11 protein-coding genes and 1 pseudogene are annotated in these 13,773 nt (G+C 45.5%); 9 read left to right on the forward strand and 3 right to left on the reverse strand.

The window, feature by feature from the left end:
• Positions 1 to 256: 256 nt before the first annotated feature.
• Both ON05_RS21210 and ON05_RS38665 read right to left on the reverse strand, forming a co-directional pair.
• Positions 257 to 1,564 carry an IS4 family transposase gene (locus ON05_RS21210; RefSeq protein ID WP_201767999.1) on the reverse strand — a complete coding sequence of 436 codons (1,308 nt, stop codon included), beginning with the start codon at positions 1,562 to 1,564 and terminating at the stop codon, positions 257 to 259.
• Complete coding sequence (locus ON05_RS38665; RefSeq protein ID WP_085945245.1) at positions 1,533 to 1,643, reverse strand: transposase DNA-binding-containing protein; 111 nt, start codon at positions 1,641 to 1,643, stop codon at positions 1,533 to 1,535. The genes ON05_RS21210 and ON05_RS38665 overlap by 32 nt, the downstream gene beginning before the upstream one ends.
• Positions 1,644 to 1,842: 199 nt before the next feature.
• On the opposite strand from ON05_RS38665, the gene ON05_RS21215 reads away from it, so the two are divergent.
• From ON05_RS21215 to ON05_RS21250, 7 genes and pseudogenes are all read left to right on the forward strand, one after another.
• Entirely contained in the window at positions 1,843 to 4,050 is a 2,208-nt protein-coding gene (locus ON05_RS21215; RefSeq protein WP_010479197.1) for a GAF domain-containing protein, read from the forward strand.
• A gap of 3 nt (positions 4,051 to 4,053) precedes the next feature.
• Positions 4,054 to 4,446 (forward strand): response regulator, encoded by a 393-nt coding sequence (locus ON05_RS21220; protein WP_010479198.1) that lies wholly within the window; start codon positions 4,054 to 4,056, stop codon positions 4,444 to 4,446.
• Between the two features lie 3 nt (positions 4,447 to 4,449).
• Positions 4,450 to 4,692: a hypothetical protein gene (locus ON05_RS21225; protein WP_262562236.1), complete on the forward strand. Its 243-nt coding sequence runs from the start codon at positions 4,450 to 4,452 to the stop codon at positions 4,690 to 4,692.
• Positions 4,689 to 6,079 (forward strand): annotated as a pseudogene (locus tag ON05_RS21235) (ISKra4 family transposase). Before ON05_RS21225 ends, ON05_RS21235 begins: the two are co-directional and overlap by 4 nt.
• A gap of 31 nt (positions 6,080 to 6,110) precedes the next feature.
• The gene (locus ON05_RS21240; protein ID WP_139025597.1) at positions 6,111 to 7,277 is read left to right on the forward strand and encodes a diguanylate cyclase domain-containing protein; all 1,167 of its coding nucleotides are present in this window, start codon (positions 6,111 to 6,113) and stop codon (positions 7,275 to 7,277) included.
• Between the two features lie 399 nt (positions 7,278 to 7,676).
• Positions 7,677 to 10,409 (forward strand): CHAT domain-containing protein, encoded by a 2,733-nt coding sequence (locus ON05_RS21245; RefSeq protein ID WP_262562238.1) that lies wholly within the window; start codon positions 7,677 to 7,679, stop codon positions 10,407 to 10,409.
• A gap of 295 nt (positions 10,410 to 10,704) precedes the next feature.
• The gene (locus ON05_RS21250; RefSeq protein ID WP_010469038.1) at positions 10,705 to 11,295 is read left to right on the forward strand and encodes a DUF4329 domain-containing protein; all 591 of its coding nucleotides are present in this window, start codon (positions 10,705 to 10,707) and stop codon (positions 11,293 to 11,295) included.
• A 101-nt stretch (positions 11,296 to 11,396) separates the two neighbouring features.
• Here ON05_RS21250 and ON05_RS21255 read toward each other — a convergent pair whose 3' ends face one another.
• Positions 11,397 to 11,912 carry a DUF4330 domain-containing protein gene (locus ON05_RS21255; protein WP_010469037.1) on the reverse strand — a complete coding sequence of 172 codons (516 nt, stop codon included), beginning with the start codon at positions 11,910 to 11,912 and terminating at the stop codon, positions 11,397 to 11,399.
• A 394-nt stretch (positions 11,913 to 12,306) separates the two neighbouring features.
• Here ON05_RS21255 and ON05_RS21260 point away from each other — a divergent pair, with 394 nt between their 5' ends.
• Entirely contained in the window at positions 12,307 to 12,519 is a 213-nt protein-coding gene (locus tag ON05_RS21260) for a DUF2555 domain-containing protein (protein WP_010469035.1), read from the forward strand.
• Between the two features lie 32 nt (positions 12,520 to 12,551).
• A complete protein-coding gene (gene coaBC / locus ON05_RS21265; RefSeq protein WP_010469032.1) occupies positions 12,552 to 13,757 on the forward strand; it encodes a bifunctional phosphopantothenoylcysteine decarboxylase/phosphopantothenate--cysteine ligase CoaBC in 1,206 nt (401 codons plus the stop codon).
• Positions 13,758 to 13,773: the final 16 nt, after the last annotated feature.

Consider the following 13,773-nt stretch of genomic DNA (forward strand, 5'->3'; position numbering starts at 1 on the left):
CAAGATTTCTAAACTTCCTGAGTCCTTTTGGAAGAGCGAAGTCGCTCGGTTTGATTTTGGTCCAACCAGTAAATAGTGGGGGTAACTCTAGAACAATTCTGGATATGAACTCAGTAAAGAAGAGTACTTATTTTATTCCAGGCAGGAAAAATATTCTAATCCAACAACTTGAACCAGCAGGATAGATATAAACCCATACTGGTCAATACATCTATGCCTTACCCACAAGTCTTGAAAGTCAGACTATCGAGTATTTTCAATCATGAGCCAGTCTCCAAGTATCCGCGATGTCATGGAGTCTCGTGAGTCCTCTCCACAAGGTTTTCACCCCTGGATTTCCATCGTGCTTGCGAGCGAGGAAACCACCCAACTGTGCAACCCAACGCACCACTTGCTCAAGAGACGGCGGCTTTTTCGGTGGTTTGGGCTGGTGATGGAACCTGCAAAATAGAGCTTGCCACTCAAAGGTCTCAAAAGCGACTTCACAAGACTGCTGAGGATGGACTCGTGCTTCATAAGTGAGCCATAGCAATCGCCAAGCCACGATGGCATAGGTTGCCAGAGCAGGTATGATTCGAGTCGCTGTTTCCAACTGTAGCGATTCAATCTGACAGCCACTTTTGAGGACATAGTGATATCGCTCAATCAGCCAGCGCAGAGCGTACCATTGCACCAACGTACAGGCCTGTTCAAAGCTGTCTATCTCAATATCAGAGATCAATAGCCAATGAATCGCTTTGCAACCTTCAGGAGGATGTTCCTCTTCAACGGAAACAACCGTCATGGGTAAGTCACAAAGCTGGGCTGATTTGGGACGATTTTTGGGAACTTTGAGGGTTAATCTTTGATGGCGAACCGTTAGAGTTGCCTCCCGTTGTCCTTGTCCTTTCCGTTTGGACACTGTCACCGTTAAGGTCCCAGCAATGGGCGCTTGGGCTATGGCCGCTTTGAGTAACTTGCTTGGATGGTCTACCGTGCGATTGCGGCACACTCTCAGAAGGACATGGACCCCTTTGCCTCTCGGCATGGCCATCAGCTCATAAATATCTGATTCTCGGTCAGCTACTGTTACCAATGCGACACCCTCGGGTAGATCTAACTCACTGGCCACTTGAGCTTGGAGCCAGCGTAGGCTCTCTTTGTCTTTTAAGCTTTTGGTCTTTGACTTTTTCGGATGCTTTTTGCCTGACGTTGACTTGGCTGGGTCCCTTGACCAGACCTGTTGATCCAGTACCCCCAACGGCACCCCTTCTCCACTCACACCAAAGGTTGTATGGACCTTCAATCCCCACACGTAAGATTGACTACTGGTCAGGCCAAAACCTGACTCAAAATTTTTACTGCGATGGTGAGTGAAGTTCAGGTCTGTTGTATCTTGAATCGCTAGAACAACCCCCGACTCTAGCATCCGCTCTTGAACCGAGGACCGATGGGCTTCTAATATTCCCGCTGCACTCACCTTCGGATTGTCCCAAAATCGATAGGTTGCTTTGGTCTGAGACCAACTTTCGCTCGCTTGTGGAATACTGGCATTAGGCTGAGCGCTTAGCCTGTCTTGAATCAACAATCTCCACCAAGCGCTTATCGAAACGAGCGTCACCTAGGTTGGATGTTCTCAGTTCCTGAGCGGCCCATGTTTGCATGATATTCGCTTCGCTATGTCAGTGGTCAGGTTACACTTTATCGCATATCCCAAACCTAACCATCACAATACTTGCAAGAGTTGTGGGTAAGGCATAGGTCAATACATTAGTCCTTACTAAGGCTTAGAAACTCCTCAGCACTCAAACAGAACAATTTGGGCACCCTGAGAAGGTCTTCTTATTTGGCGTCAATGCTTAGATGTCTCAGTCAATTCTCCCGGATAAAGATTATAGTGCCCTCAAACAGGCTGCATACCAGCTTTCATCCTGCACTGAGCAGATCTTCCAGGAAATTGAGCAGCAACAAACCTTATCCAGAATTATCGATAAGATCCGTGCCTGCAATGACCTAGATTCTATTTTTAATACCACCGCTACTGAAATCCGAAATCTTCTCAACGCTGATAGAGTTGGAGTATTCCAGTTTGATCAAGACTCCAACTGGAATTCAGGCAGTTTTATGGCAGAGGATGTCTGTGAAGGGTATCCATCTGCATTGAAAGCAAAGGTCGAAGACCATTGTTTTGGGTCACAGTTTGCCCTCTATTATGCTCAAGGACGTGTTCAAGCAGTCTCAGATATTTATGAGGCTGGGTTGAGTGACTGCCACATCAAAATTCTGAGTGACTTTGAAGTTCGTGCCAATTTAATTGTGCCAGTCCTTAAAAATGACTATTTGTGGGGGCTGATTTGCGTCCACCAGTGTGGCCATCCTCGCCGATGGCAACCCTCCGAAATCGAATTTGTTCAGAAAATTTCCACCCATTTTGCAGTTGCTCTGCAACTGTCCGATCAATTTGAACAAGTTAGAGATCAAGCCACCTTACTCGCTAAAATCGAGGCCCAAGAGAAATCTCTACAGCGCCTTTTGTCCCTGGTCAAAATTTCTAATCGAATCCGACAATCTTTTGACTTTGAAGTGATCTGCCAAACAGCAACCCACGAAGCACGAGTAACCCTTAATGTGAGCCGGGTGGCTATCTATCGTTTCAATCCAGATTGGAGTGGAGACTTTTTATTTGAATCCAACGAGCTTCAATGGAACCCTCTTGTGGGGGTGATGCCAACCATCCACGATACCCATTTACAGGAAAATCAAGGCGGGCGTTACGCCCACAACGAAAGCTTTAGTGTGCCTGATATCTATGAAGCTAACCATAGCCCCTGCCATATTGAACTGCTAGAGCAGTTTCAGGCCAGAGCTTATGTGATTGTGCCCATTTTTCAAAGGGAAAAACTATGGGGATTACTAGCAACCTTTCAGAATGATGGACCGCGTCAATGGGAAGAAGATGAAATAGAGCTACTCAATCAAGTGGGTGAACAAATTGGTATTGCGATTAGTCAGTCCCAGGCTGTTCAGAAAATCACAGAACAATCTCAGACCCTACAAGAAACCCTTGAACATCTTCAGCAGTCTCAAGATGAATTAATTCAGAAAGAAAAGATGGCAGCCCTAGGCCAGCTCGTTGCGGGTGTCGCCCATGAAATCAATAATCCTTTAGGAGCGATACAGGCTGCTGCCAACAATACGCAGAAAGCACTACAGGAGGTCACTTCTTCACTTCCACTTTTACATCAGAAGCTAACTTTAGAAGAACAAACGACGCTTTTTCTGCTGATTGAAAGAGCAATTATTTCTGACTCATATATTTCTTCAGTTGAACGCCGAGCAATCAAAAGATCCCTAATAGAAACGTTGCAAAATCAACAGATTAATTCTGCCCGAATGATTGCTGACCTGTTGATGGATATGGGAGTACAGACTAACATTGAAACTTTTCTGCCACTCATCAAAAGCCCTCAAGGCTTGTGGGCATTGCAGTTTGCTTATAACCTAACTAGCGCTTCAGTGAATAATGAAACGATTATTCAGGCAGTCGAACGTTCATCAAAAATTGTCTTTGCACTAAAAAACTATGCCCGGATCGAGCAGAGCACAAAACCACAACTCACCAATATCCAAGAAGGTATAGAGACAACCCTCAAGATCTATCACAATCAAATTAAAAAAAATATTGATGTAATTCGAAACATTGAGTCAGGTCTCCCACGCATTATGGGGTACCCAGATGAGCTAATCCAAGTTTGGACTAATCTAATCCATAATGCGATTCAAGCAATGGAGAATGGAGGAACCTTAACAATCTCAGCTAGAGAAGAAAATGGTGGAATTTTGGTTGGGATCAATGATAATGGGCCAGGTATTTTAGCTGAAAAACTAGATCAAATCTTCAATGCTTTCTATACCACAAAACCTATCGGCAAAGGAAGTGGATTAGGACTATATATCTGCCAAAGAATCGTTGGCAAACATCAAGGAAGGATCAAAGTAGACAGCCATCCAGCAAATACAACTTTTGAAGTTTGGCTCCCCATCGAAATTAGCCAGGAACTTAAGGACTAGAGAATGCCAGAATCAGCTATTGTTTGTGTCGATGATGAGGTCGCAATTCTTCAGGTTATCAAAGAGCAATTTGTAAGACTTTTTGGTAGAGAATATATTTTTGAAACTGCCCAGAGTGCTGAAGAAGCCTGGGAAGTATTGAATGAACTTGATGATGAAAATATTAACGTCTTAATTGTTATTTCGGATTGGCTAATGCCGAATATCCCCGGAGATGAATTTTTAGCCCAGGTGCATACAAAATTTCCCAAAGCGATCAAAATTATGTTGACCGGGCAGGCTGATGATGAAGCGATACAACGTGCAGAAGAACAGGCTAACTTATTCACTTGCATTCAAAAGCCTTGGCAAGAGAGAGAGCTAGAAGCTGTAATCACTGCTGCATTGAAAGGATAACGAATGGAATCTGCCATTATCTGTGTTGATGATGATTGGGATATTCTCAAAAGCCTGGGAGAACAGCTCAAACGGTATTTTGGTGAACATTATCTTGTGGAGCTTTGCCAAAGTGGTGATGAGGCGATCTCTACTTGTTGGGAGCTCTCGGATGACGGGCGTAAGCACAGAATCGGGGATGTATGGCTCAAAGAAAAACGGGTCAAGGACAATAGATCCTGTACCCGAATCAAAAACTTGTCATGAGCCTAACATCGCAATTGCCAACCGTACTAGAGCATCACGAATTTCTAGAACAGGTCGAAGCACTCAAAGAAGCACCCAGCCTGAGTCAGATGGTTTATATCGTTCTGCAAATGGGTTTGTTTTTGGCTCGCTGGCTTCTGGAGGATGAACTCTCACGGCGAGCAAAACAGTATTGGAATGGCCGAGGTGTCCCACTTGCGGAACCCGCTTGCACTCGAAGGGATGGGAATCTCGTCAGATGCAGACACTGGTGGGAAATATTGCCTGAAAGCGACGGGTGGGTCGTTGTCCCCACAGGTGTCCAGGTAGTCTATCCGCTCCTTTGGATCAATCCATTGGGATTACCTCCTATCAGCACAGCAGTGAAGAATTGGTTCGTCTAGGCTGCTTGTTAAGTCTATTTATGCCCTATGAACTGGCCAGTTGGATGCTGAGTCAGTGGAGTGGTTTATCCGTCAGCTCATCAAGCTTGTGGAGTTGGGTGCAAGTCATGGGCAACAAAGCTTATCAGGAGCTAGAGACTCAACTCAAAGCTCAAGCCTCAGGTGACCAGACTCCTTGTGAAGCGATTTCAGAGGTGTTGTCTGCTCTACCTTTGGCCATTGCTGCTGACGGTGTGATGGTGCCCTTTCGCCCCACCCCGAAAACCCCCAAGGGAAAAATCCAGTGGCGAGAAGTCAAAGTTGCTATCTTAGCCCGCCTAGGAACACGGGGCACCCGAGCACAAAAGCGTGTCCCCCAACTACTACGTCGAAGACTGGTGGCAGTATTGGGCGATATCGACCAGTTCATCCCCTTACTGCACCTCGAAGCCCGCAAACAAGACTTTGAATCGGCCCCAAGCGTCATCTGGTTGAGTGATGGGGGGCGAGGCTTCTGGCGAGTCTACCGCACCTTGTTCTCTCACTGTGCTGTGGCAGTTCTCGATTTCTTTCATGCAGCAGGCCATCTTGCACGAGCAACAAAAGCGATGTTTGGGGATGCTCGCTCTGCTCAAGCCCAAGCCTGGTTTCGGCGCTGGCGACACCAATTGCGACATGGGCAACACCTATTAGTATTGCGGTCCTTGACGATGTTGATTCACTCACAATTGTTTACGGGCAAATCTTTTACGACGTTGCTCCAGGTACAGGCTTATTTCCAGCGCTATCTGCGACACATCCAATATCGCCACTTTGAACAACTACAGATACCGCTGGGGTCAGGAATGGTCGAAAGTGCTTGTAAGTGGCTGATTCAACAGCGCTTTAAGGGGGTTGGTATGCGCTGGAGTGAGGATGGTTTCAATCATCTACTCATGCTGCGGCTTGCCTGGGTCAATCAACGGTTTGACTCCCTATTCCCAGGGGTAACCATTCCGAAGTCTAAGGCATCCCCGATCCATTAGCTACGCCCCGGATGACCAGATTCATATTGCAGTGATCATATCTGATCAGAATATGGCGGGTATGGGAGGCGACGAACTTCTCATTCAACTCCACCACAAATATCCTGAAGCTCTGAAAATAATGTTGACGGGAGAAGCGAATGCTGATGCAGTAGGGAATGTTATCAATCGGGGAGCGCTTTACCGTTATATCAGTAAACCTTGGGACCATCATGATCTCTTTATGACCGTTGCAGATGCGTTAAAATGCTTTGAACAAGAGTTAACCATTCAAGCCCAAAAAAAGACCTTAAATTTTACTAGTAATCGCCTAGAAAGCTCTTTAGCGATATTGCTAGCAACGCTAAATGCTACTGCAGACGCCATTCTCGTTTTAGATCATGAGGATAATCTAATTATCTGTAATGAGAAGTTCAAAGAAATTTGGAAGTTACAGCCTGAAGATGAAAATTCTTTCTCTCAAAATCCTCTGGCTTACCTTAATACAAACTTAAAAGCAGGAGAAGGCTTACTTTTTCACAAGTTCAATTTGCCTTCAAACTTACCTTTTGATCTCAATCTCAACGATCATCGAACTGTCGAATGCTATGCCAATTCTCAAAAATTAGACGGGAAGATGGTAGGTGTTGTTTTAAGTTTTCGAGACGTCACATTACAAAGACAATCAGAAGCAATCATGCACCGCAAAGCCTCCTATGATTTTTTGACGGGCTTACCCAACCGGATGCAGTTTAATGAAAAATTGGAATATATCTTCAAGACAAAGGCTGATCAGTATTTTGCACTCATGTTTTTAGATCTTGATAACTTTAAGCAAGTGAACGATACCCATGGACATGCGATGGGTGATTTACTGATTAAAAAGACTGGGGAGAATCTCAGACAATGCATTAGGGAAGTTGATCTTGTTGCTAGATGGGGAGGAGATGAGTTTGCGATCTTAGTATGTGACATCCAGGATCGATCAACTATCGATCATCTAGCAACTTGCTTAATCAAGACACTTCAGAATGAACTGACTGTCAGCAAAAAATTCTCTAAGGTAACCATCAGTTTGGGAATTTCAATTTACCCTCTAGATGGGAACGATAGTTCAACTCTACTTGAGCGTGCAGATCAGGCTTTATATCAGGCGAAGCAAAAAGGGAAAAACAATTATTGTTATTATTCTGAACCAGATTTCATTCGATCAAGTTAAAAAACTGGTTTTAGTTCATAACTGGATAAAGATATGGTTATTTGCTGAATAACATGGTAGTTAAAAATCTATTCTCATAGTTAACCCTGGTGAGTTTTCATCAAGGAAGTCTCCCTCATCTTATATGCTTATATTTCCTTGAATACACCTTTAATCTAAGATTAATATGCGAATCGGTCTAAAGATTTAGATTACTCACTAACTAATTTCACTTATGATTGAATAGCTATTGTTTGGAGTCTAAAATCTCTGCCAATTTTGGTCAATCACTCCTTATAAATACAAGATGTTTAGAAGAATCGGGCATCCTAATTGAACTGGCTAGGGGGATCCGAATCTATGCGTCAATCTTATCGCTGGGCTTATTGGACAAAACTACCTTGTTTATGGGTCATAGGAATGTCATTCTATCCCTTATCAATGGCCACAGCGGCACCCACAAACTCCCAACAATTCGCAGACTGGTGTAATAACAGTACTCAGCTCAAACCCAGTCAGAGAGCAACGATTTCAGCTCTACTCAAACAGCTGAGCACTACAGATTGCCAACAGGCTGAACAACTGCTTAAGGCCAATCCAGGACTGAGTTTGCAAGGTCAAGAAATATCTGACCTCAGTCCATTGATTACCCTACCCCATTTAACCAATCTCAATTTGACGGACAACCAAATCAAAGATCTTAGTCCCTTAAGTCACTTACCCAATCTAAATTTCCTTTTGGCAGGCCGCAATCAAATTGAAGATGTATCCCCCCTAGCGAAGCTCCTCAATCTTAGTTATGTAGTTCTAGATCTAAACCAAATTAAAGATGTGAGCATGTTATCGCCGCTACAGAAGCTCACCTCTCTCAATGTTTTGTCGAATCCGATTCAGAAAAAACTGTGTCCAGTTGCCCCGAGTAGCATCTGCTTGTTTAGTGATGAGGCTCAGGATCAATTTGCAGCTGCTGAACAGCAATACCAACAAGGCAACCTACGATTAGCCTTACAGAGTTTTAAAAACCTACAAAGCACATATCAACAAAATAGCGATCGCCACAAACTAGGGGACACCCTTAACCGCTTAGGTGATATTCATCAGCAGTTGGGCAATTATCCCAAAGCCCTAACAACCTATGAACAAGCCTTTCAACTCCGCCAAGAGATTACCGATGAATCAGGAATCGTTGTTTCCCTAACCAGCCTTGCTTCAGTCTACGAACGATTAGCCCTCTATGCTAAGGCTCAAGATTTACTCCAACAAGCATCAGTTTCCCTGCGTAATCAAAACCCTTTTCGGCTAAATGGGGGAGGTGTATACGAACATGCTAAGGAAGAAGCGTTGCTCTATGGTTGGCAAGCCCGGCTGTTTATTCGTCAAGGACAGCAGGCCAAAGCATTAAAAGCCCTAGATAAAGCTCAAGGTCTGTTCGACAACATTCCACCCGCCTTTCCGAATAAGCGTTTTCATGAACGCCTGATTATGGAAACTCGAGGAGCAGCCTTACTGGGACTTGGGCAAACGAATGCAGCTGTGGCGATGTTGCAGTCAGCCCTAGATGTAGCAACCGAAATTGAGGATCAGGCGGGAGTGGCAACGACTCTCAATCTGTTGGGTAAAGCCTACCGTCAACAGGGAAATGCAAAACAAGCCCTCAAGGTTTTTCGGCAAGCCCTATCGATTCATCAAAGCATTGAGAATCAACCTGGAGTGGGACTGACTCACCACAATATGGGAGAAACTTGGCTCCAATCTAAAGATTATGCCAAAGCCAGTACTGCTTTAGCGAAGGCGGTTGAAATTTGGGAGTCGCTGCGTCCAGGTTTAACGGATGCCAACAAAGTCTCTTTGTTTGAAACTCAGGTGATTACCTATTCCTATCTACAAACTGCGTTAATTGCCTTGGAAAAGCCCGATCAAGCCCTGGAAGTTGCTGAACGAGGCCGTGCCCGGGCCTTTGTTGAGTTACTGGCATCTCGCATTGGCGCTGACTCCTCCAGTCAATTCCAGCAGCCTAACCCTCCTACGATTAATCAAATTCGCAATATTGCTCGCACTCAAAAAGCCACTTTAGTCGAATATTCTCTGCTGCCAGAACAACTCCTAATTTGGGTGATCACTCCTGATGGGTTAGTCTCTTTGCGACCAGTGGATCTGAAGGAGTTATCGGAACAATCCCAGCAATCCCTCCCTCAAATGGTGGCTGAAGCTAGACATGCGATGGAAATGGGGGCTGGCACAGATGTGATGTCTCTTTCATTGGACGGTCTTCCTGTGGCTCAGTCCCCCGATCATTTGAGGCAGCTCCATCAGGTTTTAATTGATCCGATCGCAGACTTGCTACCGAAAAATGCCGATGAGCGAGTCATCTTCATCCCCCATCGTGAACTATTTATGGTGCCCTTCCCTGCCCTTGAAGGAGAAGACGGCCCATTAATCGCCCGACATACGATGCTGACAGTTCCTTCAATCCAACTGTTGCACTATACAAAACAGCGACGACAGCAGTTACAACAGAGTCCTCAAAAAGCACTGGTAGTCGGCAACCCAGATATGCCCCATATCTCACCTGGGGTAGATCTGCCTGCTGAACCACTACTGCCTTTACCGGGGGCAGAGCAGGAAGCAGTTAAGATTGCCTCACTTCTGGACACATCAGCCCTGACTGGATCGGATGCGACTGAGGCATTGGTGACCGAACGGATGGCTAAGGCACCTGTGATTCATCTGGCGACCCACGGTCTTTTAGAGGAACTCAAGCATTTAGGGTTTAGTATCCCAGGTGCGATCGCACTCACCCCTTCTGCCAAAATAAACGACGGTCTCCTCACCACATCAGAAATTCTCAATCTTGATCTCCAAGCAGAACTTGTTGTTCTAAGCGCCTGTAATACCGGAGTGGGGACCATTACTGGAGACGGAGTGATCGGCTTATCTCGAGCATTGATGGCTTCAGGTGCTCCCAGCTTAATCGTATCTCTATGGGCCGTTCCCGATGCTCCAACCGCTAACCTCATGACCGAATTCTATACCCACTGGCAACACAATCCGGATAAAGCCCAAGCCCTTCGCCATGCCATGTTAAAAACCCGTGAACAGCACCCTAACCCTAGAGATTGGGCGGCCTTTTCCCTGATGGGACAAGCTGAATAATCTGCCGAAAGGCTATTTCTCTACGAATGAATAGGGGATACCGCTTGGCCTTCTTCCGAAACTACAATGATTGGGTGTTGATTCAGACCCGTACCTGCCATGAGACACCAATCTAAACCTGAATTACTTCCTAAATAAATCTAAAGTTTTCAGGATTTTTTCTGCCATTTGACTTTGGGATAGTGGGCTTAATCGTGAAGCACACCAATCCAGGCAATCCCGACCTGCAAAACGATGCAAACCAGGAGAGCCAATAAAACCTTAGCTCTATTCCAAGCCAAATAGGAGCAGCACAATGACTCAACAACTAAAACGACGAGCCAAATTTGTAGGACTATTAAGCACAACACTCCTAGTCCTGACCTCACCCATCGCCTCAGTCCAACGCTATCAACCTTCCAACAGTGAGCTAGAAGAACTCCATGAGGTTGCGGCTGATCATTTAGATAGGGTCCAAACCATTTCCATCAGAGAAGGGGTTGAATACTGCGGGTTTTTCGGATTTTACCCAGGTGGACCATTTGCTGGGACTTCCCCCAGACGGGGACGGGCCGATAGTTGCGAACCGAATAATCCACCTCCAGGTTTCACTGTACTTGCCTCATACCATACCCATGGGTCCTATACCATGGATGCCGATACGGAGGTCCCTTCAGTAGAAGACTTACAGGCAGATATCCAAGAACAAATTTATGGATATGTTGCCACACCTGCAGGGCGAGTTTGGTTTAATAACCCCCAACGGCGTGAATCAGTCATATTATTCGGTCCAGGCAGCGTGGCTAGTGATCCAAACTATCGAGAATGTCGGAATTTTGCTCCCAGAGCGCAATATACATTACCTCAACTCAGACAACGAGCTGCAAACGACACAGGAGAGTGTTAACCCACTTCAAATCCAACTATGTTGTTCGATTCTGGGGGGGGTATCGACAGACTGCTCCAGAATTGATTCCTAGTAGCACAGCTATCAGTTTCACAATAACCCTATCCTTCTGGGACTCGGATATCTATCACGCTGGGTTTGAAGTTGTACAGTCCCCCGTCTAACTCCACAGGTAGGCCAACTTTGATTAAGGTACCGCCAAAGACAGGACCATTACTCGTCATTTGGCCCTTTCCTTCCAAGGTGATAATCATATTGGTTGAGAATTTCTCTTCTTCCCGAGGATCGTCAACGGCTTTGACAGACCCATCCGCTTGAGGAGCCAACGTGGTTCTGGGCAGAAATTCTACTTCCTTAATCTTGACCTCACCAATCGGCTGATTACGGATTTTAAAACTCGCCTTCTCTCCCGCCTTGATCATCTTTTTGGGATTTCGAGTTTTCAATCCTAAGACCAACAAATCAACTTCAACATTGGCATCGGAATTGGCCAAGGTGCCAGACGGCCCTGGGAATAAGAATATCCCCCCCAAAACAGACAAAATGATTAGGACAGCCCCAGCATCTAAGAGGTTGACCTTACCGAATAAGCGTCCCTTGGAATCCAATACAGCCATTTGAAAATAAGTCCTAAACGTCTGAAAGTGAAACTAAAGAGCAGTATATAAGCCCACTTAATTTTTAATGCTGACAGACTATCACGTCTTTTAGACTTGTAAGCTAAGAAGTTGATCCAAGAGAGAGCTTCGGTCAACCAAAATACCCAATGGAACCCAGTCTTTACATATCTTGATTGAGAATTTTATAGATAAATCGCTACTAAAGAAAAAGCAGACAGTCTTTTATGGAGAAAGGGTATGATCGGCGTAGGAAATATGAAAGTTTGTTCTTTACACTTTCCATTCTTGGAGAGAATTAGCCAAACAAGTCATTTAAGTCCAAAATGTGACTAGAACAGTTTGTTTGAACGGCATTATCAAAAATGTCTATACCAGAGGTGGGGGTTAGTCGATGAGTGTCACACACAGCGAAAACAAAAGCGTTTCAGGGTTCACCGAAGAGGATGTAGCGCTACTCGCCAAGCGGTTAGAAGAAGATGACTACGAAACCCCCTTTGCTGCTTTAGAAGATTGGCATTTACTCCGATCCATTGCATTCCAACGTCCAGAGCTAACTGAATCTTATCTTTACCTATTAGATCTAGAAGCATTCGACGAATCCTAATCCCATCCTACGCGTGAGTTTATAGCGACCTAGTGTCTTCCCGCATCGTTATTGGTATCGGTGGCGGCATTGCTGCCTACAAAGTCTGTGAAGTCATCTCAGCATTAGTTAAATCGGGTGCTGAAGTTAAGGCAATCCTCACTTCTGCCGCCCAAGAGTTTATTACGCCCTTAACCATCACCACCCTCTGCCGACAGCCAGCCTATGAGGACACCAGTCTTTGGCAGCCCCACCATACTCGCCCATTACATATTGAGTTGGGAGAATGGGCTGATTTGTTGGTCCTAGCCCCTTTAACCGCAAATACCTTAGCCAAACTAAACGCGGGATTGGCGGACAATCTATTGACCAATACTGTTTTAGCTTCAACTGCTCCTATCCTGGTAGCCCCTGCGATGAATACCACCATGTGGCAACAGGCAGTCGTTCAACGCAATTGGCATCAACTACTTGAGAATCAGCGGTATCACGCATTGGGTCCAGCGGCTGGGATGTTAGCTTGTGACACCGTGGGAGAAGGGCGGATGGCAGAACCCGTCGATCTCTTGACCTACATCAATTCCCTGTTAATGACCACAGGCGAGCGAGATCTGTTGGGCAAACGGCTTCTGATCAGTGCTGGCGGAACACGTGAGCACCTCGATCCAGTCCGGTTTATTGGCAATCCATCATCAGGAAAAATGGGACTGGCTTTAGCTTTGGCAGCTTGGTACAGAGGGGCAAGCGTTCAGTTGGTGCATGGTCCCTTAACATCCCCATTGCCAACAACACCCCAATTAGAAACCGTTGCCGTGACCAGTTCGGCAGAAATGCGTACAGCAATGTTAGCCGCATATCCTCAAGCTGACTGGACTATCATGGCAGCGGCAGTTGGTGACGTGAAGCCAGCCCACTATTTTCCTGAGAAGCTACCGAAAAAATCCCTACCTTCGGATCTGCCCCTCAAACCTATTCCCGATATCCTGGCAGAACTTGGTCAACAAAAACAGCCACACCAAAAACTGATTGGTTTTGCCGCCCAAACGGGAGAGATTATTGCACCTGCCCAAGATAAGTTAGCGAGAAAAAACTTGGATGCGATTGTTGCTAATCCTATTGATCAACTCCAAAGTGGATTTGGTTCTGATCATAATCAAGCTATATTTCTAGATTCGGCAGGGCATCAGGTGGCTATTCCCCAATGCAGCAAATTGTTGATGGCCCATCAAGTCCTGACTCTCATTGATGGATTAGCCTGAACATAGACATATCGAT

This window comes from Acaryochloris sp. CCMEE 5410 (assembly GCF_000238775.2).
Classification (GTDB): domain Bacteria; phylum Cyanobacteriota; class Cyanobacteriia; order Thermosynechococcales; family Thermosynechococcaceae; genus Acaryochloris.